The sequence below is a fragment of the Streptomyces plumbidurans genome (assembly GCF_019857225.1).
GTDB lineage: Bacteria > Actinomycetota > Actinomycetes > Streptomycetales > Streptomycetaceae > Streptomyces > Streptomyces plumbidurans.
In genome coordinates this window covers 68647-91109 of record NZ_JAFJSY010000033.1, presented here as the reverse complement: position 1 = coordinate 91109, position 22463 = coordinate 68647, and the positions used below count along the sequence as shown (strand labels likewise).

Below are 22463 nucleotides of genomic sequence, written 5' to 3'. Positions count from 1 at the left end.
CCAGTGGAGCGCCCCGCAGGAGTGCGGAGAACCTAACCGAGCGTCAGCACGGCGACGGCCCCGCCGTCCGCCGCGTTCGCGAACGTCAGGCGGGCGCCCAGGACTTCCGCCTGCCCGACCGCGATGGTCAGCCCGAGCCCGTGCCCCTTCGCGCCGCCCTCGGTGCGGAAGCGCTGCGGCCCGTGCTCGACGAGATAGTCCGGATACCCGTCCCCGTGGTCCCGGACGGTCACCACCGGCCCGTCGACCGTCAGGGACACCGGCGCGCGCCCGTGCTTGTGCGCGTTCGCGACGAGATTGCCCAGCACCCGTTCCAGGCGCCGCCGGTCCGTCTCCACTTGGGCGTCCCGCTTCACGACGACCTCGGTGTCGGTGCCGGACGCGCGCACCACGCGCTCCGCCAGCGCGCCCAGACCCTCCGCGTCGACCTCCAGCCGCTCGCGCCCGGTGTCCAGGCGGGAGATCTCCAGCAGGTCCTCGGTGAGCGTGCGCAGCGCGGCCACCCGGTCCCGCACCAGCTCCGTCGGCCGCCCCGGCGGCAGCAGCTCGGCCGCCGCGTGCAGCCCGGTCAGCGGCGTGCGCAGCTCGTGCGCCACGTCCGCGGTGAACCGCTGCTCGCTCAGCAGCTTGCCCTGCAGCGAGGCCGCCATGGAGTCCAGCGCGGCGGCGACCGCGGCCACCTCGTCCTGGGGGTGCGTGGGGTCCTTGGTACGGGGATCGTCGACGCGCGCGTCCAGGTCGCCGGCGCTGATCCGCCGGGCCACCTGCGCGGTGGCGTGCAGCCGCCGGGTCACCCGGGTCACCGCGAACGCGCCCACCAGCAGCGTCACGCCGATCGCCAGGCCCGACGACCACAGGATCGCCCGGTCCAGGCCGGCGATCGTGCGGGACTGCTGCGAGTAGTCGACCTCGACGGCCAGCGCCCGGCCCCGGTCGGCCGGACCCGCGGCCCACATCGTGGGGCGCCCGTGGTGGTCGGAGACCATCGTGCCGCGACTCCCCGACCTCGCCAGCCTGCGCAGCTTCCCCGGCAGCTCCGGGGGATCGACGCCCGCGCCCGGCAGCAGCGTGTCCCCGGCCTCGTACGCCCTCGTCGCGTCCGACAGCCGCGACAGCGCGAGATCGCGGGCCTGGCCGACGGTCTGGTTGGTCACCGAGACATGCACCAGCACACCGAGCATCGCGGCGAGCGCACAGCACATGACGGTGATGAAGACGGCCGCCTTCACGGCGAGCGTGCCGGCCCACTGGGGCAGAGCGAGCCTCGTCATGGAGTCGCCGAGGGGGAGAGGGAGGGCACCGCTGAGGGTGCCGCCGACGGGCGCTTCGGCGGCTGCTCGCGCTTGCCGTTGTGCAGCATCTCGTCGTGGGTGAGCAGCATGACCTTCTGCTCCGGGTCCCAGGTCCACTGGAAGCGGTACTCGTAGTCCGACAGGTCGGACGGCGCATGGATGATCACCGAGCGCCCGGCCAGTTCGACCCCGCTCACGGCGTCGTTGTTGGACATGACCTGCACGACCCGGCCGCCCTCGACCGTGTAGACGCGCACGGCGGTCTGGTTACCGGGCAGCAGCCGGAAGCCCAGCGTGAGGTCGGGGCGCCCGTCGCCGGTGATGTCCCGGTAGTAGGGCCTGAGCAGCGGGCACTTCGCGTCCGCCGGGTGCTTGCCGCAGTCGTCCAACCGGCGCACGGTCTCGCGGTACGGCGCCTTCGAGCCGGCGTAGTCGTCCGCGTGCTGGGCGATCTCCGCCCGCACGATCGTCGCTGGGTCCACCTTCCGGATGTCGCCGCCGGGAGCGGTGACGCCCTTCATCGTCTCGGACTCGCCGTTGTCGTAGTTCCAGGCGGGGCTGGACGCGGGCGTCAGGCTGGGCCAGAGCCTGGCCGGGCTGGTCGCGGTCGGCGTGGTCCCCGCGCCCTGCAGCCCGCCCGCGTCACCGCAGCCCGCCGCCAGGGCGAGCGCGGCCAGGGCGAGGGTGGTGCGTGCGGCGCGGGAGCGGAGCACTGTACTCCTGTGACTGAGAACGATCGGTGACCCGGTACACCCTATTCGTCCGGCGAAACGATTACCTCGCTACTCCGCCAGCTCCTCCAGCAGCCGGGCCGTCGGCAGCCCGGCGCGCAGGTAGTCCACGAAGAGCTCGTTGTGCAGCGCCCAGGGCGAGCGGCGGGAGCGGATGAGCCGGATCGCCTGCTCGGCGGAGTGGCCGCGGCGCACCAGGGCGTGCGCGACCACGAGACCCGAGCGGTTGTAGCCGTGGTAACAGCGGACGAGGACCTTGCGGCCCTCGTCCAGTGCCTCGCCCGCGGCCCGTGCCAGTCGCATCACACCCGCGAGCTGTGTGCCGTCCAGCGGCCCGTCGGGTATCGGCCACACATGGTGCTCCACCCCGGGGTCGGGCCCGTGTCCGGGCATCCTCAGCAGGGTCTGCACAAGATCGAACTCGTCCCGCACCACAGCGAGCTGCAGATCACCGGCGCCGCCCCTGAACTGATGTCCGCCCATCCACAGTCCGGGCACTATCTCGCTCCATGGACGGTCCGGAGCCGGTACATCGGGTTGCTTCCTGCGGGTACGCAACGACGCCTCCCCAAGGCCCTCCCAACTCCTCCCAAAGGTAACCGTCTTCTTGCCTGGGGAGCACCCCGCCTGTTCCCATGGTCAAGGGGTGATGGCGCATGACCGGACTGCGAGTCATACCGTCCTGGCGACACGGCCAGGAGCGGCTCTACGTTTGCCACAGGGACGGGCGCAACGTCGCCTGGTACGACCGCGAGGCCGCGCGGGTCAACCTGCTTACCGAGGGTGAGGAGGAGCAGGTGCTGAAGGCGCTGGGCCCCTTCCTCACCGGCCCGGTCACCGTCGGCCCGCCGCCGGTCCCGACGCCGGCCGAACTGGCCCGGCTCTCCCTCCACCCCGACGACGACCTGGCACCCAACCGGCCCGGCGAGGCGCTCCTGATCGCCCTGGACCGGGAACCGGGCCCGTCCCACCGGCTGCGTCCGGACCCCCGGCGCAAGGCGCTGACGGCGGAGCAGGCGATCGGCGAGGCCCTCGACCGCCTCGACGGCGCGGGCTGGCACACCCTGCACTCGGTGCCGCTGCCCGGCGGCGACCGCATCCACCACCTGACGATCGGCCCGGGCGGCCTGTTCGCCGTCCACACGCTGTACGCCCGCAAGCAGAAGGTGACGATCACCGACCCCCTGGTCACCCTGGGCCGCCGCGACCCCCAGCCCCTCCTGCGCCGCGTCCGCGCCGACGCCGACCGCGCCTCCTACGCCCTGACCGCCGAGGTCCACCCGGTCCTGGCCCTCACCGAACCCACGGACGTCTCCGTCCCGGCCCCGCTCCGCGAGGTCCGCATCATGAAGGACACGGACCTCGACACCCTGACCCGCCTCGGCGGCGTGCTGAAGCCGGCGGACGTGGAGGCGCTGCACGCGATGGCGCGGGATCGGCATACGTGGACGCGGGTGTGAGGGGCTGGGTGCGGGTTCAGTTGGCGCGCCCCGGGCGGCCCGCCGAGCCCCCTCAGGGAACCGACCCGGCGTCCTCCGCGTCGAGCAGCGGGGTCAGCAGGTCGCCGTAGTCCTGTACGCGGGGGGCGATGTCGCCTGCCTGGAAGGTGAGGCGGGCGGGCGCGCCGCACTCCTCGACCTCGCTCCAGGTCACCGGCGCGGAGACGGTGGGCTCGCTGCGGGCCCGTAGTGTGTAGGGCGCGGCGGTGGTCTTGCGGGCCGCGTTCTGGCTCCAGTCGACGAACACCTTGCCGGGCCGCAGACTCCGCGTCATCCGGTGCAGGACCAGTCGGGGCATGGCCCGTTCGGCCTCCACGGCGAGCTCCTTGGCGTACTCGCTGACCCGCTCCGACGGCGTCGGCCGTACGGCCGCGAGCAGATGCAGGCCCTTGGACCCGGAGGTCTTGGCGCAGGCCCGGATGCCGTCGGCGGCCAGCCGTTCCCGCAGCCAGAGCGCGACCTCGCAGCAGTGGACGACGGTCGCGGGCGGGCCGGGGTCGAGGTCGAAGACGATCCGGTCGGCGACGCCCGGGTCCGCGATGACCCACTGGGGCGTGTGCAGCTCGGTCACGAGATTGGCCGCCCACATCAGACTCGGCAGGTCCTGCACGAACACCATCCGCGCCGGCCCCTCCACCCGCGGCACCTCGGCGGTGGTGACCCAGTCGGGCGTACCGGGCGGCACGTTCTTGGCGAAGAAGACCTGACCGTCCGGCCCGTCGGGATACCGCAGGAACGACACGGGACGATCCCGCAGGTGAGGCAGCAGAACCTCGGCGGCGATGGCGTAGTAGTGCAGCACCTCGCCCTTGGTGAACCCGGTGGCGGGATAGAGCACCTTCTCCAGGTTGCTGAGGGCGAGACGTCTCCCCTCCACCTCCGTGATCGGCGTCATACGATGAGAATCTCACGCAAACCGCAAAGGAGCGGGGCAAACCCAACGAAAGGGTGCTGCACGTGCGATCCATATGGAACGGCGCCATCTCGTTCGGTCTGGTCAGCATCCCGATCAAGCTGGTGAACGCCACCGAAAACCACTCCATCTCCTTCCGCCAGATCCATACGGAGGACGGCGGCCGCATTCGCTACCGCAAGGTCTGCGAGCTGGAGGAGAAGGAGGTCAGCGGGGCGGAGATCGGCAAGGCCTACGAGGACGCCGACGGCTCGATGATTCCGATCACGGACGAGGACCTGTCCCATCTGCCGCTGCCCACGGCCAGGACGATCGAGATCGTGGCCTTCGTACCGGCGGACCGCATCGACCCGCTGCAGATGGACGCGGCGTACTACCTCGAGGCGGGCGGGGCCCCGGCGGCCAAGCCGTACACCCTGCTCCGTGAGGCGCTCAAGCGCAGCAACAAGGTGGCCGTCGCGAAGTTCGCACTGCGCGGCAAGGAGCGCCTGGGGATGCTGCGTGTGGTCGGGGACGCCATCGCGATGCACGGCCTGCTGTGGCCGGACGAGGTACGCGCCCCGGAGGGCGTCGCCCCCGACACGAACGTCACCGTCAACGACAAGGAACTCGACCTCGCGGACGCCCTGATGGACACCCTGGGCGAGATCGACATCGAGGAGCTGCACGACGAGTACCGCGAGGCCCTCGAAGAGGTGGTCGCGGCGAAGGCCGCAGGCGAAGCACCCCCGCAGAGCCCCGAACCGGCCCGCGGCGGCAAGGTGCTCGACCTCATGGCGGCCCTGGAGAAGAGCGTGCAGGCGGCCAAGGAGTCGCGGGGCGAGGAGGCCTCCCAGGAGGACGGTGCCCAGGAGGACGGTTCTCAGGAGGACGCCGAAGTCACCCACCTTCCGACGCGGAAACGGACGGCCAAGAAGTCGCCAGCCAAGAAGTCGCCCGCCAAGAAGACGACGGGCAAGAAGACCGCCGCCAAGAAGTCCACGGCCTCGTCCTCGTCCTCGGTGAAGAAGACGGCATCGAAGTCGTCCCAGAGCACGAAGAACCAGAGCACGCAGAAGTCCACGGCCAAGAAGTCGACGGCGAAGAAGACCACCGCCAAGCAGACTCCGGCGAAGAAGACGGCTTCACGCAGGCGCTCGGCCTAGACCGCGCCCGCGTGCTCAAGAAGCGCAGCCGGCTCAGGAAGCCGGCCCGTCCCCGTCCGTCCCCCGGAACGCCTCAAGAATCCGCTCCGCCGCCAGCGTAGCCGTCAACTCGCCGTCCCTGACCTGCTGTTCGAGAGACGGCACGAGCGCGCGTACGGCGGGATCGTGGTGGAGGCGGTCGAGGAGTTCGTCGTGGACCATGCCCCAGGTCCAGTCGACCTGCTGGCCACGCCGCTTCTCCGCGAGGCGGCCGGTGCTGTCGAGCAGGGTGCGGTGCTGTTCCAGGCGCTCCCAGACGGAGTCCAGTCCGGACGACTCGCGGGCGCTGCAGTGCAGCACCGGCGGCGTCCAGAACGCGTCCTTGCCGTGCATCAGCCGCAGCGCGCCCGCCAACTCCCGTGCGGCGGCGCGGGCGTCGCGTTCGTGCGGCCCGTCCGCCTTGTTGACGGCGATCACGTCGGCCAGCTCCAGGACGCCCTTCTTGATGCCCTGCAACTGGTCGCCCGTACGCGCCAGCGTCAACAGCAGGAAGGAGTCGACCATGTTGGCGACGGCGGTCTCCGACTGCCCGACACCGACCGTCTCCACGAGGATCACGTCGTAGCCCGCCGCCTCCATGACGACGATCGACTCCCGGGTCGCTTTGGCGACACCGCCCAGCGTCCCCGCCGTGGGGGAGGGGCGGATGAATGCCGCGGGGTCCACGGCCAGGCGCTCCATGCGCGTCTTGTCGCCGAGGATGGACCCGCCGGTACGGGTGGAGGAGGGGTCCACGGCCAGCACCGCGACCCGGTACCCCAGCCCAGTGAGCATCGTCCCGAACGCGTCGATGAAGGTCGACTTCCCGACGCCCGGCACCCCGCTGACCCCGATCCGTCGCGCCTTCCCGCTGTGCGGCAGCAGCTCGGTCAGCAACTGCTGTGCCAGCGCCCGGTGTTGGGGTCGGGTGGACTCGACGAGCGTGATGGCGCGCGCGACGATCGCCCGCTTCCCGTCGAGCACGCCCTTCACATACGTGTCGAGTTCGATCGCTGCCATGGCCGCTACAGCTCGTGCCCGAGACCGGCCGCCAGCCGTCGTACGAGATCGTGGGCCGCGTCCGGGATCACCGTCCCGGGCGGGAAGACGGCCGCCGCACCCATCTCCAGGAGCGTGGGCACATCCTGCGGCGGGATCACGCCGCCCACCACGATCATGATGTCCTCGCGCCCCTCCTCGGCGAGCTGCTCGCGCAGCGCCGGTACGAGGGTGAGGTGCCCGGCCGCCAGCGACGACACCCCGACGATGTGCACGTCGGCCTCGACGGCCTGGCGTGCCACCTCGGCGGGCGTCTGGAAGAGCGGGCCGACGTCCACGTCGAAGCCGAGGTCGGCGAACGCGGTCGCGATCACCTTCTGGCCGCGGTCGTGGCCGTCCTGGCCCATCTTGGCGACCAGGATGCGCGGACGGCGCCCCTCGGCCTCCTCGAAGTCGGACACGAGCGTGCGGGTGCGCTCCACGGACGGGGACTCGCCGGCTTCGTTGCGGTACACGCCGGTGATGGTACGGATCTGGCTCGCGTGCCGCCCGTACACCTTCTCCAGGGCGTCCGAGATCTCGCCCACGGTGGCCTTCGCGCGGGCCGCGTTCACCGCCAGCTCCAGCAGGTTGCCCTCGCCGCCCGCGGCCCGGGTGAGCGCGTCGAGCGCGTCCTGGCAGGCCCGCTCGTCCCGCTCCGCCCGCAGCCGCCGCAACTTCTCGATCTGCTGCGCCCGTACGGAGGAGTTGTCGACCTTGAGCACGTCGATCTGCTCGTCGCTGTCGACCCGGTACTTGTTGACGCCGATGACGGGCTGACGCCCCGAGTCGATCCGGGCCTGGGTGCGGGCCGCGGCCTCCTCGATGCGCAGCTTGGGGATGCCGGCGTCGATCGCCTTGGCCATGCCGCCCGCCTGCTCGACCTCCTGGATGTGCTGCCAGGCCCGCCGGGCGAGGTCGTACGTCAGCTTCTCGACGTAGGCGCTGCCGCCCCACGGGTCGATCGTCCGCGTCGTACCGGACTCCTGCTGGATCAGCAGCTGCGTGTTGCGCGCGATACGGGCCGAGAAGTCGGTGGGCAGCGCGAGCGCCTCGTCGAGGGCGTTGGTGTGCAGCGACTGCGTGTGGCCCTGCGTCGCCGCCATCGCCTCCACACACGTACGCGTGACGTTGTTGAACACGTCCTGCGCGGTCAGCGACCAGCCCGAGGTCTGCGAATGGGTGCGCAGGGAAAGGGACTTGGCGTTCTGCGGGTCGAACTGCTTCACCAGCTTCGCCCACAGCAGCCGCGCCGCCCGCAGCTTGGCGACCTCCATGAAGAAGTTCATGCCGATCGCCCAGAAGAACGACAGCCTCGGCGCGAACGCGTCCACGTCCAGGCCCGCTTCACGCCCCGCCCGGATGTACTCGACCCCGTCCGCGAGCGTGTACGCCAGCTCCAGATCGGCCGTCGCACCCGCCTCCTGGATGTGATAGCCGGAGATGGAGATGGAGTTGTAGCGCGGCATCCGCTGCGAGGTGAAGGCGAAGATGTCGGAGATGATCCGCATCGACGGCTTCGGCGGATAGATGTAGGTGTTGCGGACCATGAACTCCTTGAGGATGTCGTTCTGGATGGTCCCGGCCAACTTCTCGGGCGCTACGCCCTGTTCCTCCGCCGCCACGATGTACAGCGCCAGCACCGGCAGCACGGCACCGTTCATCGTCATCGACACGGTCATCTTGTCCAACGGAATGCCGTCGAACAACTGCCGCATGTCGTAGATCGAATCGATGGCGACACCCGCCATGCCGACGTCGCCCGTCACCCGCGGGTGGTCGCTGTCGTACCCCCGGTGCGTGGGCAGGTCGAAGGCGACCGACAGGCCCTTCTGACCGGCCGCCAGATTGCGCCGGTAGAAGGCGTTGGACTCCTCGGCGGTGGAGAAGCCCGCGTACTGGCGGATCGTCCAGGGCTGGTTGACGTACATCGTCGGGTACGGCCCGCGCAGATACGGCGCCATGCCCGGGTACGTGTCCAGGAAGTCCAGGCCCTCCAGGTCACGACCGGTGTAGAGGGGCTTGACCGCGATGCCCTCCGGGGTCTCCCAGAAGGTTCCGTCGTTCCCGGCCGCCTTGCGCCAGTCGTCGACGCCGGCGTCGGTCCTCGGCTCCCCGAGCTCGATCCCGGAGAAGTCGGGGATTCCCATCAGGACACTCCCATACGGTCGAGGGTGGCGGACAGCACGGCGACGGCGTCGCAGCCCGCGAAGACGTGACCGTCGACCCCGGGGTGGTCCCCGGGCCGCCCGGCGAGGAACACATGCGCGGCACCGGCCGCCTTCAGTCGCGCGGAGACCTCGGCCGCCTGCTCCTCGTACACGGCGTCGCTGGAGCACAGACACACCTCGGTGGCGCCGCTCTCCTCGAAGGTGCCCCCGGTGACGGGCTCGATGCCGCCCGCCTGGAAGAGGTTGGAGGCGAAGGTGAGGCGCGCGGTATGGGCTGCCGCCGGACCGAGCGCGGCCAGGAAGATACGGGGCCGGGAGCCGGTGGCGGCCAGGTGCGCGTCGGAACGGGCACGCAGCGCCTCGTACGCCTCGTCGCGCCGGACGCGCGGAAGGCCGCCGGAGGGAGGCTCGGGAGCGGGCTCCCGCTCCACGGCCGGCTCGGCGAGATTCGGGAACTCGCTGACGCCGGTGACGGGTTCGCGCCGCTTGGCGAGCCTGCCGCTGCGGGCCTGCCAGGTCTCGGCGAGGTCCTGCTCGATCTGCCCGGAGCGAAGGGCGGCAGCCTGCCCCCCTGCCCGCTCGATCCGCTGGAAGAACTCCCAGCCCGCATGGGCGAGTTCGTCCGTCAGCCGCTCCACGTACCAGGAACCGCCCGCCGGATCGATCACCCGCGCCAGGTGCGACTCCTCGATGAGGATGGTCGAGGTGTTGCGGGCGATACGTCGCGCGAACGCGTCCGGAAGTCCGAGCGCGTGGTCGAACGGCAGCACGGTCACGGCGTCGGCCCCGCCGACCCCGGCGGCCAGCGTCGCGATCGTCGTCCGCAGCATGTTCACCCAGGGGTCCCGGCGCGTCATCATCACCGGCGAGGTGACGGCATGCTGCACCTGGGCGCCGGGCGCCCCGCACACCTCGGTGACCCGCGCCCACAACCGGCGCGCGGCGCGCAGCTTGGCGATGGTGAGGAACTGGTCGGCGGTGGCGGCGTAGCGGAACTCCAGCTGGGCGGTGGCCTGTTCGACGGTCAGTCCTGTGGAACCGGCGCCTGCTTCGGTGAGTGCACGCAGATAGGCGACGCCGGTGGCGAGGGAGCAGCCGAGTTCTTGCGCGGCGGACCCGCCGGCCTCGTGATAGGGCAGCGCGTCGACGGTGAAGGCACGCAGCCCCGGGTACCGTTCGGCGCACAGCCGGGCGAGCGGTACGACGGACGCGAAGTCGAGGGCCTGCCCCGTACGGGCTTCGTGCCCGAGCGGATCGCCCCCGAGGTTGCCGCGGACGGTGTCGTGGGCGACACCGCGCTCGTCATAGACCCGCATCAACTCACGCGCGGCGGCCTCGACTTGGTCTCCGGCGTCGAGAACGACGGGAGCAAGATCAAGATAAACACCGTCCAGCACCCGCCCGAGCTCCGACACCGGGATGCCGCCCTCACCGAGGACCAGCCAGAGCGAGGTGACGCCGTTCTCCAGGTCGGCGAGCACGACGCCGTCGCCGCCCACGGTGTGCCGCTGCCGCAGATCCCACCCGCCGCCGGTGTTGCCCTCGGGGCGACCGCCACGTACATACGGGGCGAACCCGGGCATCCCGGCATCGGGCGCGGCGTCGCGCGCGGTGTACAGGGGGCGGGTGCGCAGCCCGTCCTCGAGCGCGGTGGACAGGGCTTCTTCCGCAGCCGACCCCGAGACATCCTTGCCCGACTTGCGCAGCACACCCTCCACGAGGTGTTGCCACTGTTCACGAGTCGCGTCAGGGAACTCGGCGGCCAGCGAGAGCCCGTCGTCAGGCAGGACCGTCATGCTCGGATGCTAGGCCAGAGGTCCAAAGGAGCAGCAGGGGGAAGGGCTGTGACCTTGTTCTCTTGCGGGTTGTGATGTGGGTCTCGGGGGCTTCGGCTGGGGTAGTTGAGCCTTGCAGTATTACAACTCAATCACCATCTCCACCAGTCCCTCACATCTGGCGGGCATGCACGGATAGTTTCGCCCCTCACGTACCGCTCGACGCACCGCTGGACCCGGGGGATTCCATGAGCCACTACCAGCCCCAGCCGCCGCCGTACCCGCCGCCGCCCGGCCCGCCGGCCACCCGCCCCGCACCCAAGTGGGCCCGCAAGCGATTCGTACTGCCCGCCCTGTTCCTCGCGTTCGCCCTGGGCACGGCCGCGGCCGGCGCCGACAGCCAGAACACGAACACGACCAAGACGGCAGCCGCCGACAAGGCCCAGCCGACGGCCACGGCAACGGCCACAGCAACGGTCACAGCGACAGCGACGGCAACGCAAACCGCCAAGCCGAAGCCCGCCCCGACCGTGACGAAAACAGTCAAGGTAAAGGTCACCGTCACGGCCCACGCCGCCTCCTCAGGTTCAGGAACGAGCGGCAGCGGCTCATCTGGCGGTACGTCATCCACCGGAGGCTCCACCTCCTCGGGCGGCTCCACCTCCCCGGGCAACGGCGCAACAGCCCGCTGCAACGACGGCACGTACTCGTACGCGGCCCACCACCAGGGGGCGTGCTCACACCATGGGGGCGTGGCGGTCTTCTATCGATGAGCGGGCTTTTGGGCAGACTGAGCAGCGTCCACGCGGTGGGGGAGGAACAGTGCGGATCAAGGACCCCGAATACCCGGCAGCGGTCGAACTGGCGGCAGAAATCCTGCGAAAGCGGGCCCGGCAGGGGCAGACCATCACGTACGGAGAGCTGAGCGCCGAGCTGGCGGCAGGAGGCTTCGACTCCATCCCACCTCACCGCGGCATCATGACCTACCTCCTCAAGGACGTCTGCCTCCACCGCAACGAAGACGGCCGAGCCCCCATGCTCTCGGCAATCGTTGTGAACAAGGCCAGCGGGGAGCCATCCGACCAGTTCTCCACCCTGGCCAGGAGCCTGCCCTTCTCCCGGCCGGAGAACTGGAGTTGGCGGGACGAGCAGCAGAGGGTGTTCGGTGAGTGCCGGGAGAAGTGACAAATGCGATCGCTGTCAGCCTCGGCGGAGGGCCGAGGGCGTTAGTTCGGGCTAGCGCTTCTTGCGTATCTTGCGCTTCTTCTCCTTGGCTTCCTTCTCCTTGCGCTGAGCCACACCGTAGGCCGACCAGGGCCCTTGGTGAACCGGACACCGCGACGTACCAGTCACCACCCGCCTCTGACACCGACCACCTGCCTCGGTCGGCGCCCCACACTTCGCCGCACCGTCTCCCGTTCGGCTTGATGGCTGGTCCAAGTGCGAGCGCAGCGGGCGCGGCAGGAGTCATCAGGCGAAGCCGGCGTATGCCCTCGCTGCCGCCAGGACTGCTGTCACGGCAGGGAGGCTCAGAACCCGCAGGTCAGGGCATGGGGAGAAGGACGCCGGGAAGAGTGCCGGCGCGAACGGCCTCCTGGTCGATGGACAGGCCGCAGTAGGCGCCCACCGCGGCCAACACCAACGCGGGCAGCCGGGGCCCGTGCTGCTCGTAGTGCGCCACCACAGCGACCTCGCCGACGTCGGCGATCGACGGGAACACCGCACCCGAGGCATCGAGCGCTGCGTCCAGAGCGGACCTCTCCCCGGTGTCCTGCCCGAACTCCGCCCGGCGTGCGATCTCGTCCCCGGGCACATGCAGGATCTTCGACGGCGGGCTGAACCGGTCCACCGTCACGCAGACGATCTCCTGCCCGGGACAGGGCCACATCGACTGCACCTTGCGGTAGCCGCTCGACCACGTCGCCGCGCCCCAGTCCTCCAGTACGTACAGCCAGTCGCCGCACATTCCGTACATGACAGGGTTGATGTGGGACGACGGCCTGCCCGGCTGACCCACCGGCACGGCGAGATCCCTGTAAGGGGTACGGGCGGCGAGCTCATCCAGGTCGGCGCCTAGCGCAATGAGGAACTCGTCAGCCTCCATCCCCCTGGCCGCGGTGAGCGAGATGCCGCCGAGCATCCCCGGCACGGCGGCGGATACAGGACTGTGAAGGTGTGCGCCTATCCAGGCAATGCCGTCACTCACGGTCACGGTTCGTTCCCCCTCAAGGTCGTTGGATGCTGGCCGCCAGCATGTCAGCCGTGGGGCCCCGCAGCGATCCGCGGGGCCCCACCGGCTTGTTGCGTACGTGCTGCCCGTGCCTCGCAGGGAGCGGGAGCGGCCGGAGGAGATCGCCGCGGCGGTGCGGTGGATCGAGAAGACGTCGCTTCCGGTGGTAGAACTGCAAGAGATCACCCGCGTGCATGAGCTGATCGACGCGCTGGGCCGGAAGCTGGACGGTAAGCCTGCGGCAACTCAGACGTACCGGCGGCGGCGAGCCGTGGTCTTCAACGCACTTGAGTACGCGGTAGAGCTCGAACACCTGCCCTCCAACCCTCTGAGCCGCGTGCGGCGGAAGCGGGGGAAGCGGGCTGTGCAGGAGGTCGACCGCCGGGTAGTGGTCAACCCTCGGCAGGCGCGGGAACTCCTGACCGCGCTCACGTATGTGGGCGGCTATGACCGAGCGAGCGGCCGGCGGCTGCGGGCGTTCTTCGGGCGCCTGTATTACGCGGCCGTGCGACCGGGGGAGGCGTTGGGGCTTCGACGTTCCGACTGCACGCTTCCGGCGTCCGGCTGGGGACGCATCGAGTTGGCGGAGACCCGTCCCACGGTGGGCAAGGCCTGGACGGACTCCGGCGAGGCTCACGATCGCCGCGGCCTGAAACAGCGAGCCCATGGTGAGGTGCGCATCGTGCCGATACCGCCTCCGCTCGTGAGCCTGCTTCGTGAGCACCTCAAGGAGTTCGGCACGGCGAAGGACGGTCGACTGTTCTCCAGCGAGCGGGGCAACGTAATCGCCGCCTCGTCGTACTCGCGGGCGTGGAAACAGGCCCGCGAGCTGGCGCTCGTGCCTGATCAGGTCTCCTCGGTCCTGGCCTTCCGGCCGTACGACCTGCGCCATGCGGGCGTCTCCCAGTGGCTCAACTCAGGAGTTCCGGCGCCGGAGGTAGCCGCTCGCGCCGGCCACTCGGTGGACGTCCTTCTGAAGATCTACGCCAAGTGCATCGATGGCCAAGAGCAGGAGATGAACGACCGGATCATGCAAGGTCTGGGGGAGGAGGACGATGCCACGGACTGAAACAACCGCATGACCGACTGCCGGTAGCTCCGGGCCGATTCTGGCCCGGGGCTCTGGTCTGTGTATGTGCCCGCATGCGATTGTCTGTGATCATCGGCTGGTTAAGCTCCCGGGCATGGCGAACGATCTCGGCTACACATGCTCATGCTGCGGGGACTACCACGCAGAACTTCCGATGGGCTACTCGACCATGGCTCCTGATGTCTGGGATCAGAGCTTTGCGGACGATCCCGACAGCATGCTGTCCTCCGATCAGTGCATCATCAAAGGCCAGCATTGCTTCATCAAGGGCCTGATCGAGATACCGGTGATCGGCAGTGAAGCCTCTTTCTCCTGGGGTGTCTGGGTCTCCTTGAGCCGAGACAACTTCGCCCGAGCCGTTGACGTGTGGAACACCCCAGGTCGCGAAGCGGAGAAACCGTACTTCGGCTGGCTGACCACCGAGCTGAGTCTGTATTCGCCCAGCACGCTCAACCTGAAGACGAACGCTCATACGCGTCCGCTCGGCCGTCGCCCCTTCATCGAGTTGGAACCCACAGACCATCCCCTCGCCGTCGAGCAGCGGACGGGTATTACCCGGGATCGCGTGCGCGAGATCGCAGAGGCCGTCCTGCACCCAAAGGCTGGTTACGGCTGATCCGGCTCGTTCACAGGTAGTCCACACGGCGTCGCTGCGAGGCGCGGAGAACGCCCTCTGACCTGCCATGAAGTCCCTCAGGATCAACACGCTATTACAACGTGATCACTGGCAAACGGCTGCTTTCGGCGGCGTTCTCCTGCACATACGCGAAGACCCCGTTCTCAGCGTTTCCACTGGTGACGGGGTCTTTGGGCACCTCATGCAGGGTGCCCCCGGCAGGATTCGAACCTGCGCACACGGCTCCGGAGGCCGTTGCTCTATCCCCTGAGCTACGGGGGCGTGTCGGCTGCGCTGTGTGCGCGGCGACGGGTAGAACCCTACCAGCTGATCCAGGGTGTTCATGAACGGGTTTTGTGGCGTCGTTCCGGGGGCCATCGGCGGGATGCGGTGCCCGTGTTGCCCGGTTCGGGGCCCTCGGGTGTGGGGTTGCGTCGCCTGTCCGTTGTTGGCCACACAGCCGAAGCGGCCCGTTCCCGTCCGCACCTTCGTTCCGTTGCGCCTGGCATCCAGTGCCGCCTTCAGGGCTCCGATCCCCGACTCCGCCCACATTCCGCCAACCCGTCGCGCCCCCTTCGCCCCACAAGCCGAGTTCGTCCCCCCCCCAGCCCGCAACCAGACCGTCCCGCAGGCCCCCCACGCACCCGCAGAACCGAATCCCGTACCCCCCGATGCCGTCACCGCCCCCGCCCCCATCCCCCGCACGGGCCAGAAGTGGGGAAAAGCCGGACGCGGTGGCCGGTGTCGACCTACTCTCGAGTTGTGCCAGGCGCGTCGGGTCGGGTGCTTGTTGTGGACGACAACAAGGTCATCCGGCAGCTGATCAGGGTCAATCTCGAGCTGGAGGGCTTCGAGGTGGTGACCGCGGCTGATGGTGCCGAGTGTCTGGATGTCGTTCATCAAGTGCGGCCCGATGTGGTCACCCTCGATGTCGTGATGCCCCGGCTTGACGGACTTCGTACCGCCGCCCGCCTCCGCAGCGATCCACGCACCCGTGATCTTCCCCTCGCCATCGTCAGCGCCTGTACCTCGTACGAGGTCGATGCCGGGCTGGACGTCGGCGTCGACGCTTTCCTCGCCAAGCCCTTCGAGCCTGCCGAACTCGTGCGCCTCGTACAGCAGTTGGTCGAGCGGAAGAGGGGTGGGGGGAGCCGCGGTGAGGGCGATGACTCCCAGCTGGGGAGCGTTCTCGGGGTCGGTGAGGCCGAGCGGGCCGGGCGTGCCGGCGCCTGAAAGCGTTCCCGCAGCGCCGACCGCAGCACCGTAGGCCCCGTCCACATCCCGGACCCCCACCCAAACCGGCTCGCCTCCCCACCCCCCTCCTCCCATACGCTTGACCCGTGACCCCCGTCGAGCTCTCCCGCACCGTGCTGCGCGCGGTGTGTCGTGCTGTGGATGCGGGGGAGCTGAGGGTGGCCGTGCCGGGGGAGGTCGTCGTGGCGCCGCCCGGTCCGGGGGGCTGCGGGGACTACGCCACCAGCATCGCGTTGCAGCTCGCGCGGTCGGCCGGGCAGCCGCCGTTGCGGGTTGCCGAGATCCTCAAGGGGCGTCTCGCCGAGGCGGAGGGTGTGGCCGACGTCGTCGTCACCGGACCCGGCTTCATCAACATCAGCCTGCAGGGGGCAGCGGCATCCGCAGCCGCCCTGACCCGCGAGATCCTCGACGCCGGCCCGGCCTACGGCCACGGCGACTCCCTCGCCGGGCAGGTCGTCGAGCTGCGCATCCCGTACGAGGTCCGAGCCGAAGTCGTCGCGGACGCGCTCGTGCGGATCGTCGGTTCGCAAGGGGGGCGCGTCGAGGTCGACCACCGCGAGCCCGTGAACCTCCGGCCCGTCCCGGCCCCGGACGACCCCGCCCCGCTCGGTCCCGACGCCGCCCGCTGGGCGCTGCTGCACCCCGCCGCCCACGACCGGCCCCGTATCACCGCCGATCATCTGCTCCAGCGCGAGAGCAACCCTCTCTTCCGCGTCCGTTACGCCCACGCCCGCACCCGGGCCCTCCGCCGCAACGCCGCCGCCCTGGGCTTCACCCCCGACCCCGGTGACGTAGACGGACACGTACAGGACGAACGCGTACAAGACGGAGATCTACAAAAGGACCCGCACACCAACTGGTCCCCCCTCCTCACCCCCCTCTCCGACCACCCCCGCGTCCTTGCCCGTGCGGCAGCACACCGCACGCCCGACAGTCTTGCGCGGCACCTCGTCACCGTCGCCGATGCCGTGCTCCCCGTCCTGCCCGCCGTCCTTCCGCGTGGCGACGAGAAACCCTCGGCCGCCCACCGTGCCCGGCTCGCGCTCGCCGAAGCCGCCGGGACGGTGCTGGCCGGCGGCCTCTCCCTGCTCGGCATCGACGCCCCCGATCACCTGTGACGCACGTGCAGCTCACCTCTGGCGACGCACCCAGCACCCGATCACCCGTGACGCAACCAGAAAGCCACCCGAACCCATGAGCCGTTCCGCACACCCCGCCGGCCCCCGTCACGCCGACGTTCTTCCCGAAGGGCACTACTCCGCCCCGCCCGCCGACCTCAATGTCCTCGACCCGAAGGTGTGGGCGCAGACGGTCAGTCGTGACGCGGACGGTGTGGCCACTGTCGGCGGTATGGACGTTAAGTCGATCGCCGAGCAGTACGGCACCCCCGCCTACGTTCTCGACGAGGCGGACTTCCGGGCCCGGGCGCGGGCCTGGCGGGGTGCCTTCGGGGGTGATGCCGACGTCTTCTACGCCGGCAAGGCCTTCCTGTCCCGTGCCGTCGTGCGGTGGCTGCACGAGGAGGGGCTCAACCTCGACGTCTGCTCCGGCGGCGAGCTGGCCACCGCGCTGTCCGCGGGGATGCCCGCAGAGCGCATCGCCTTCCACGGCAACAACAAGTCCGTCGAGGAGATCCGCCGGGCGATCGGCGAGGGTGTGGGCCGTATCGTTCTCGACTCCTTCCAGGAGATCGTCCGCGTCGCGCACATCGCGCGGGAACTCGGCACGCGGCAGCGCGTGCAGATCCGGATCACGGTCGGGGTGGAGGCGCACACGCACGAGTTCATCGCCACCGCCCACGAGGACCAGAAGTTCGGGATCCCGCTGGCCGGCGGACAGGCGGCGGAGGCGGTGCGCCGTGCGCTCCAGCTCGACTCGCTCGAGCTCATCGGGATCCACTCCCACATCGGGTCGCAGATCTTCGACATGTCCGGTTTCGAGGTCGCCGCGCACCGCGTGGTCGGGCTGCTCAAGGACGTCCGGGACGAGCACGGTGTCGAGCTGCCCGAGATCGACCTCGGCGGCGGCCTCGGCATCGCGTACACCAGCGACGACGACCCCCGCGAGCCGCACGAGATCGCCAAGGCGCTCACCGAGATCGTCACCCGTGAGTGCGAGGCCGCCAAGCTGCGCACACCGCGCATCTCCGTCGAGCCCGGGCGCGCCATTGTCGGCCCGACCGCCTTCACGCTCTACGAGGTCGGCACCATCAAGCCGCTGGACGGACTGCGGACGTACGTCTCCGTCGACGGAGGCATGTCGGACAACATCCGCACGGCGCTCTACGACGCCGAGTACAGCGTCGCGCTCGTCTCGCGCACCTCGGACGCCGAGCCGATGCTCGCCCGGATCGTCGGCAAGCACTGCGAGAGCGGGGACATCGTGGTCAAGGACGCGTTCCTGCCCTCAGACCTGGCCCCCGGCGACCTGGTCGCCGTGCCCGCCACCGGTGCCTACTGCCGCTCCATGGCGAGCAACTACAACCATGTGCTGCGGCCGCCCGTCATCGCCGTGCACGACGGCGAGGCCCGCGTCATCGTGCGCCGCGAGACCGAGGAGGACCTCCTGCGCCTCGATGTCGGCTGAGCCCCGACCCAAAGGCCCGACGAAAAGAGACGCGCCCAAAGGGGCGGAAGATCTCCTGTCTTCCACCCCGGTACAAATGAAATCGATGTCTCACGATCCGGACATGGCATAGAAACTCCGGTCCGGTGAGTGAGACTGGTCCAACCGTGACGGTATGAGGAAACGAGGTCGGATGATGCGTACGCGTCCGCTGAAGGTGGCGCTGCTGGGCTGTGGGGTCGTCGGCTCAGAGGTGGCGCGCATCATGACGACGCACGCCGCCGACCTCGCCGCCCGGATCGGCGCCCCCGTGGAACTCGCGGGCGTGGCCGTACGCCGTCCCTCCAAGGTGCGCGAGGGCATCGCGCCGGAGCTCGTCACCAGCGACGCCACCGCGCTCGTCAAACGCGGGGACATCGACGTGGTGGTCGAGGTCATCGGCGGTATCGAGCCCGCCCGCTCGCTCATCACCACCGCCTTCGAGCACGGCGCCTCCGTCGTCTCCGCCAACAAGGCGCTGCTCGCCCAGGACGGCGCCGCCCTGCACGCCGCCGCCGAGGAGCACGGCAGGGATCTGTACTACGAGGCCGCCGTCGCGGGTGCGATTCCGCTGATCCGGCCGCTGCGCGAGTCCCTCGCCGGCGACAAGGTCAACCGCGTGCTCGGCATCGTCAACGGCACCACCAACTTCATCCTCGACAAGATGGACTCGACCGGCGCCGGGTACCAGGAGGCGCTCGACGAGGCCACCGCCCTCGGGTACGCAGAAGCCGACCCCACCGCCGACGTCGAGGGCTTCGACGCCGCCGCCAAGGCCGCCATCCTGGCCGGCATCGCCTTCCACTCCCGGGTGCGCCTCGACGACGTCTACCGCGAGGGCATGACCGAGGTGACGGCGGCGGACTTCGCCTCCGCCAAGAACATGGGCTGCACCATCAAGCTGCTCGCCATCTGCGAGCGCGCCGGGGACGGCCGGTCCGTCACCGCGCGCGTGCACCCCGCCATGATCCCGCTGAGCCACCCGCTCGCCTCCGTGCGCGGCGCGTACAACGCCGTGTTCGTCGAGTCCGACGCGAGCGGACAGCTCATGTTCTACGGCCCCGGCGCGGGCGGCGCGCCCACCGCCTCCGCCGTGCTGGGCGACCTGGTCGCCGTCTGCCGCAACCGGCTGGGCGGGGCGATCGGCCCCGGCGAGTCCGCGTACGCCGCGCTGCCCGTGTCGGGCATGGGCGAGGTGGTGACGCGCTATCACATCAGCCTCGACGTAGCGGACAAACCGGGTGTTCTCGCCCAGGTCGCGACCGTGTTCGCCGAGCACGGAGTGTCGATCGATACCGTTCGGCAGCAGGGCAAGGACGGCGAGGCCTCTCTCGTCGTCGTCACCCACCGCGCGTCCGACGCCTCCCTGTCCGGGACCGTCGAGGCGCTGCGCAAGCTCGACACCGTGCGGGGTGTCGCCAGCATCATGCGGGTTGAAGGAGAGTAACCAGCAATGACCCACCAGTGGCGCGGAATCATCGAGGAGTACCGGGACCGGCTGCCCGTCTCCGACACCACGCCGGTCGTGACGCTCCGCGAGGGCGGCACGCCCCTCGTGCCCGCGCAGGTGCTCTCCGAGCGCACCGGCTGCGAGGTCCACCTCAAGGTGGAGGGCGCGAACCCCACCGGTTCCTTCAAGGACCGCGGCATGACCATGGCCATCACCAGGGCCAAGGAGGAGGGCGCCAAGGCGGTCATCTGTGCCTCCACCGGCAACACGTCGGCGAGCGCGGCCGCCTATGCCGTACGCGCCGGTATGGTTTCGGCCGTTCTCGTGCCGCAGGGCAAGATCGCGCTCGGCAAGATGGGCCAGGCGCTGGTGCACGGCGCCAAGATCCTCCAGGTCGACGGCAACTTCGACGACTGCCTCACCCTCGCCCGCTCGCTGAGCGACAACTACCCCGTGGCGCTGGTGAATTCGGTCAACCCCGTGCGCATCGAGGGCCAGAAGACGGCCGCCTTCGAGATCGTCGACATGCTGGGCGACGCCCCCGACATCCACGTCCTCCCGGTCGGCAACGCGGGCAACATCACGGCCTACTGGAAGGGCTACCGCGAGTACGCCGCCGACGGCCCGGCCACCCGCACCCCGCGCATGTGGGGCTTCCAGGCGTCCGGCAGCGCCCCGATCGTGCGCGGCGAGATCGTCAAGGACCCCTCGACCATCGCCACCGCGATCCGTATCGGCAACCCCGCCTCCTGGCAGTACGCACTGGCCGCGCGGGACGAGTCCGGCGGCTTCATCGACGAGGTGACGGACCGTGAGATCCTGCGCGCCTACCGGCTGTTGGCCGCCCAGGAGGGCGTCTTCGTCGAGCCGGCGTCCGCCGCGTCCGTGGCCGGGCTGCTGAAGGCCGCCGAGCAGGGCAAGGTCGATCCGGGCCAGCGCATCGTGTGCACCGTGACCGGAAACGGCCTGAAGGACCCCGACTGGGCCGTCGCCGGCGCCCCGCAGCCGGTCACCGTCCCGGTCGACGCGGTGGCCGCGGCCGAACGCCTCGGTCTGGCCTGAGCGTCCGGCCCGACGGTCCGGCCTGACGGAGCTTGCGCCAAGGGGTGCACAGGGGGCTTGTGGCACGCATCGTGCGCCTCCTGTGCGCCCTATGTCGCCACAGAAGCTTCCTTCGATAGGCTGTACCGAACCCGCCCGACGCATATGCCTCCGCACATGGAGCATGTGGTCGGTGCCGCGCCGCGCCCGAACGGCCCGAGGGTCTCCGTGTACGTATCCGATGCCGTAGCGAGTGTCATCGAATGTCTTCGACCATCACGCAGCTCTAAGGAGAGTCATCGAAAGATGGCCGGTCCCGCATTCCGCGCCGCAGCCGTAAGGGTGCGCGTCCCCGCCACCAGCGCCAACCTCGGCCCGGGCTTCGACGCCCTCGGCCTGTCGCTGGGGCTCTACGACGACGTGGTCGTCCGGGTCGCCGACACCGGGCTGCACATCGACATCGCGGGCGAGGGCAGTCAGACGCTGCCGCGTGATGAGAACCATCTGCTCGTACGGTCCCTGCGCACCGCCTTCGACCTGCTCGGCGGGCAGCCGCGCGGCCTGGAGATCGTGTGCGCCAACCGCATCCCGCACGGCCGCGGCCTCGGCTCCTCCTCGGCCGCCATCTGCGCGGGCATCGTCGCCGCGCGCGCCGTGACCATAGGCGGGGAGTCCAAGCTCGACGACACGGCCCTGCTGGAGCTCGCGACCGAGATCGAGGGCCATCCCGACAACGTGGCGGCCTGTCTGCTCGGCGGTTTCACCTTGTCCTGGATGGAGGCCGGAGCCGCCCGGGCGATCAGGATGGACGCCGCCGATTCCATCGTTCCGGTGGTTTTCGTGCCCGGAAAGCCGGTCCTCACCGAGACCGCGCGCGGCCTGCTCCCGCGCACCGTGCCGCACGTCGACGCCGCCGCCAACGCGGGCCGTGCCGCCCTGCTCGTCGAGGCCCTCACCCGGCGCCCCGAGCTGCTGCTGCCCGCCACAGAGGACCGCCTCCACCAGGAGTACCGCGCGCCCGCCATGCCGGAGAGCGCCGCGCTGGTGGAGCGGCTGCGGGCCGACGGAGTCCCGGCAGTCATCTCCGGAGCAGGACCCACCGTGCTCGCGCTGGCCGACGCCGACAGCGCCGACAAGGTGGCAGATGTGGCAGGTGAGGGCTGGGCCGCGAACCGGCTGGAGCTCGACGCACAGGGGGCGAGCGTGCTGCCGCTGGCCACCTGACACACGGTTGCCGGATTTCGAGAGGGGGAATGTTTGTTGGATCCGGTAGTGTTAACCTCAAGTCTGCACCCGACCCCACCATGGCGAGGTGCTTCGTGTCCCAGTTCGGGACAGACATTCTTCCGGGAGCCTCCCAAGCCACACTGTGTTCCGTACGACGTATGTGGGCAGTACGTCGTACGCGGGCGCTGAGCGACTTGCCGGGCACGCTCCGGAATCGGTGCGACCGAGCCACGTGACACTGACACCGGGTGCCACGGCCCAGGTTCCGGGAAGCGCCATCCCAGATATTGCCTCCGCCGCCATGTGGCGGACCACCGCCCCGGCACGGTCCAGACAGCAAGGGCCGCAGCCGGAAGCACAACCGGTCGC

At 70.0% G+C, this 22463-nt stretch carries 19 protein-coding genes, 1 tRNA gene and 1 pseudogene; 12 read left to right on the top strand and 9 right to left on the bottom strand.

Annotation, left to right across the window (positions count from 1 at the left end; translation table 11 throughout):
- Window positions 1–32: 32 nt before the first annotated feature.
- The 3 genes from JYK17_RS21855 to JYK17_RS21845 all read right to left on the bottom strand — a co-directional run bounded on the left by JYK17_RS21855 (window position 33) and on the right by JYK17_RS21845 (window position 2581).
- Window positions 33–1271 (bottom strand): ATP-binding protein, encoded by a 1239-nt coding sequence (locus JYK17_RS21855; protein WP_222811026.1) that lies wholly within the window; start codon window positions 1269–1271, stop codon window positions 33–35.
- Window positions 1268–2005: a hypothetical protein gene (locus tag JYK17_RS21850; protein WP_222811025.1), complete on the bottom strand. Its 738-nt coding sequence runs from the start codon at window positions 2003–2005 to the stop codon at window positions 1268–1270. Before JYK17_RS21850 ends, JYK17_RS21855 begins: the two co-directional genes overlap by 4 nt.
- A 69-nt stretch (window positions 2006–2074) precedes the next feature.
- Window positions 2075–2581, bottom strand: coding sequence for a protein-tyrosine phosphatase family protein (locus JYK17_RS21845; protein WP_108014856.1), 507 nt, complete (start codon window positions 2579–2581; stop codon window positions 2075–2077).
- A gap of 98 nt (window positions 2582–2679) precedes the next feature.
- On the opposite strand from JYK17_RS21845, the gene JYK17_RS21840 reads away from it, so the two are divergent.
- Window positions 2680–3483, top strand: a complete 804-nt coding sequence (locus JYK17_RS21840) for a nuclease-related domain-containing protein (protein ID WP_108014857.1) — start codon at window positions 2680–2682, stop codon at window positions 3481–3483.
- Window positions 3484–3535: 52 nt separating this feature from the next.
- Here the strand turns inward: JYK17_RS21840 and ligD are convergent, their stop codons facing one another.
- The gene (ligD, locus tag JYK17_RS21835; RefSeq protein WP_108014858.1) at window positions 3536–4417 is read right to left on the bottom strand and encodes a non-homologous end-joining DNA ligase; all 882 of its coding nucleotides are present in this window, start codon (window positions 4415–4417) and stop codon (window positions 3536–3538) included.
- A 62-nt stretch (window positions 4418–4479) separates the two neighbouring features.
- On the opposite strand from ligD, the gene ku reads away from it, so the two are divergent.
- Window positions 4480–5580, top strand: coding sequence for a non-homologous end joining protein Ku (gene ku, locus JYK17_RS21830; RefSeq protein ID WP_108014972.1), 1101 nt, complete (start codon window positions 4480–4482; stop codon window positions 5578–5580).
- 33 nt (window positions 5581–5613) lie between these two features.
- On the opposite strand, the gene meaB is transcribed toward ku, so the two are convergent.
- From meaB to JYK17_RS21815, 3 genes are read right to left on the bottom strand one after another with little or no spacing between them, the layout of a single operon-like run.
- The gene (gene meaB / locus JYK17_RS21825) at window positions 5614–6618 is read right to left on the bottom strand and encodes a methylmalonyl Co-A mutase-associated GTPase MeaB (protein WP_108014859.1); all 1005 of its coding nucleotides are present in this window, start codon (window positions 6616–6618) and stop codon (window positions 5614–5616) included.
- Between the two features lie 5 nt (window positions 6619–6623).
- The gene (scpA, locus tag JYK17_RS21820; protein WP_108014860.1) at window positions 6624–8786 is read right to left on the bottom strand and encodes a methylmalonyl-CoA mutase; all 2163 of its coding nucleotides are present in this window, start codon (window positions 8784–8786) and stop codon (window positions 6624–6626) included.
- Window positions 8786–10603, bottom strand: a complete 1818-nt coding sequence (locus JYK17_RS21815; RefSeq protein ID WP_222811024.1) for a methylmalonyl-CoA mutase family protein — start codon at window positions 10601–10603, stop codon at window positions 8786–8788. Before JYK17_RS21815 ends, scpA begins: the two co-directional genes overlap by 1 nt.
- A 227-nt stretch (window positions 10604–10830) precedes the next feature.
- Here JYK17_RS21815 and JYK17_RS21810 point away from each other — a divergent pair, with 227 nt between their 5' ends.
- Both JYK17_RS21810 and JYK17_RS21805 read left to right on the top strand, forming a co-directional pair.
- Window positions 10831–11355, top strand: coding sequence for a DUF3761 domain-containing protein (locus tag JYK17_RS21810; RefSeq protein WP_128801926.1), 525 nt, complete (start codon window positions 10831–10833; stop codon window positions 11353–11355).
- 49 nt (window positions 11356–11404) lie between these two features.
- Entirely contained in the window at window positions 11405–11767 is a 363-nt protein-coding gene (locus tag JYK17_RS21805) for a hypothetical protein (RefSeq protein ID WP_108014863.1), read from the top strand.
- A 358-nt stretch (window positions 11768–12125) separates the two neighbouring features.
- On the opposite strand, the gene JYK17_RS21800 is transcribed toward JYK17_RS21805, so the two are convergent.
- Window positions 12126–12788 (bottom strand): hypothetical protein, encoded by a 663-nt coding sequence (locus JYK17_RS21800; protein ID WP_128801925.1) that lies wholly within the window; start codon window positions 12786–12788, stop codon window positions 12126–12128.
- Between the two features lie 91 nt (window positions 12789–12879).
- Between JYK17_RS21800 and JYK17_RS21795 the strand changes: the two are divergent.
- Together JYK17_RS21795 and JYK17_RS21790 are read left to right on the top strand one after the other, a co-directional pair.
- Window positions 12880–13881, top strand: a pseudogene (locus JYK17_RS21795) (tyrosine-type recombinase/integrase); the annotation flags it as partial.
- 175 nt (window positions 13882–14056) lie between these two features.
- The gene (locus tag JYK17_RS21790) at window positions 14057–14518 is read left to right on the top strand and encodes a DUF2199 domain-containing protein (protein ID WP_234548499.1); all 462 of its coding nucleotides are present in this window, start codon (window positions 14057–14059) and stop codon (window positions 14516–14518) included.
- Between the two features lie 210 nt (window positions 14519–14728).
- Here JYK17_RS21790 and JYK17_RS21785 read toward each other — a convergent pair.
- Window positions 14729–14800: transfer RNA gene (locus tag JYK17_RS21785), tRNA-Arg, on the bottom strand.
- Between the two features lie 501 nt (window positions 14801–15301).
- On the opposite strand from JYK17_RS21785, the gene JYK17_RS21780 reads away from it, so the two are divergent.
- The 6 genes from JYK17_RS21780 to thrB all read left to right on the top strand — a co-directional run bounded on the left by JYK17_RS21780 (window position 15302) and on the right by thrB (window position 22091).
- The gene (locus JYK17_RS21780) at window positions 15302–15751 is read left to right on the top strand and encodes a response regulator (RefSeq protein WP_372465223.1); all 450 of its coding nucleotides are present in this window, start codon (window positions 15302–15304) and stop codon (window positions 15749–15751) included.
- A gap of 107 nt (window positions 15752–15858) precedes the next feature.
- Complete coding sequence (gene nrtL, locus JYK17_RS21775; protein WP_108014884.1) at window positions 15859–16890, top strand: ArgS-related anticodon-binding protein NrtL; 1032 nt, start codon at window positions 15859–15861, stop codon at window positions 16888–16890.
- A gap of 76 nt (window positions 16891–16966) precedes the next feature.
- Window positions 16967–18358 carry a diaminopimelate decarboxylase gene (gene lysA, locus JYK17_RS21770; RefSeq protein WP_222811023.1) on the top strand — a complete coding sequence of 464 codons (1392 nt, stop codon included), beginning with the start codon at window positions 16967–16969 and terminating at the stop codon, window positions 18356–18358.
- 172 nt (window positions 18359–18530) lie between these two features.
- Window positions 18531–19823 carry a homoserine dehydrogenase gene (locus JYK17_RS21765; protein ID WP_108014886.1) on the top strand — a complete coding sequence of 431 codons (1293 nt, stop codon included), beginning with the start codon at window positions 18531–18533 and terminating at the stop codon, window positions 19821–19823.
- A 6-nt stretch (window positions 19824–19829) separates the two neighbouring features.
- Window positions 19830–20888: a threonine synthase gene (thrC, locus tag JYK17_RS21760; protein WP_108014887.1), complete on the top strand. Its 1059-nt coding sequence runs from the start codon at window positions 19830–19832 to the stop codon at window positions 20886–20888.
- Window positions 20889–21173: 285 nt separating this feature from the next.
- The gene (thrB, locus tag JYK17_RS21755) at window positions 21174–22091 is read left to right on the top strand and encodes a homoserine kinase (protein WP_108014888.1); all 918 of its coding nucleotides are present in this window, start codon (window positions 21174–21176) and stop codon (window positions 22089–22091) included.
- The last annotated feature ends 372 nt before the right edge of the window (window positions 22092–22463 follow it).

Excerpts from the sequence above, each read along its gene's own strand:
- JYK17_RS21855 (WP_222811026.1), bottom strand. The coding sequence starts at position 1,271 with ATGACGAGGCTCGCTCTGCCCCAGTGGGCCGGCACGCTCGCCGTGAAG.
- JYK17_RS21840 (WP_108014857.1), top strand. The coding sequence starts at position 2,680 with ATGACCGGACTGCGAGTCATACCGTCCTGGCGACACGGCCAGGAGCGG.
- ligD (WP_108014858.1), bottom strand. The coding sequence starts at position 4,417 with ATGACGCCGATCACGGAGGTGGAGGGGAGACGTCTCGCCCTCAGCAAC.
- meaB (WP_108014859.1), bottom strand. The coding sequence starts at position 6,618 with ATGGCAGCGATCGAACTCGACACGTATGTGAAGGGCGTGCTCGACGGG.
- scpA (WP_108014860.1), bottom strand. The coding sequence starts at position 8,786 with ATGGGAATCCCCGACTTCTCCGGGATCGAGCTCGGGGAGCCGAGGACC.
- JYK17_RS21815 (WP_222811024.1), bottom strand. The coding sequence starts at position 10,603 with ATGACGGTCCTGCCTGACGACGGGCTCTCGCTGGCCGCCGAGTTCCCT.
- JYK17_RS21810 (WP_128801926.1), top strand. The coding sequence starts at position 10,831 with ATGAGCCACTACCAGCCCCAGCCGCCGCCGTACCCGCCGCCGCCCGGC.
- JYK17_RS21790 (WP_234548499.1), top strand. The coding sequence starts at position 14,057 with ATGGGCTACTCGACCATGGCTCCTGATGTCTGGGATCAGAGCTTTGCG.
- lysA (WP_222811023.1), top strand. The coding sequence starts at position 16,967 with ATGAGCCGTTCCGCACACCCCGCCGGCCCCCGTCACGCCGACGTTCTT.
- JYK17_RS21765 (WP_108014886.1), top strand. The coding sequence starts at position 18,531 with ATGATGCGTACGCGTCCGCTGAAGGTGGCGCTGCTGGGCTGTGGGGTC.
- thrC (WP_108014887.1), top strand. The coding sequence starts at position 19,830 with ATGACCCACCAGTGGCGCGGAATCATCGAGGAGTACCGGGACCGGCTG.
- thrB (WP_108014888.1), top strand. The coding sequence starts at position 21,174 with ATGGCCGGTCCCGCATTCCGCGCCGCAGCCGTAAGGGTGCGCGTCCCC.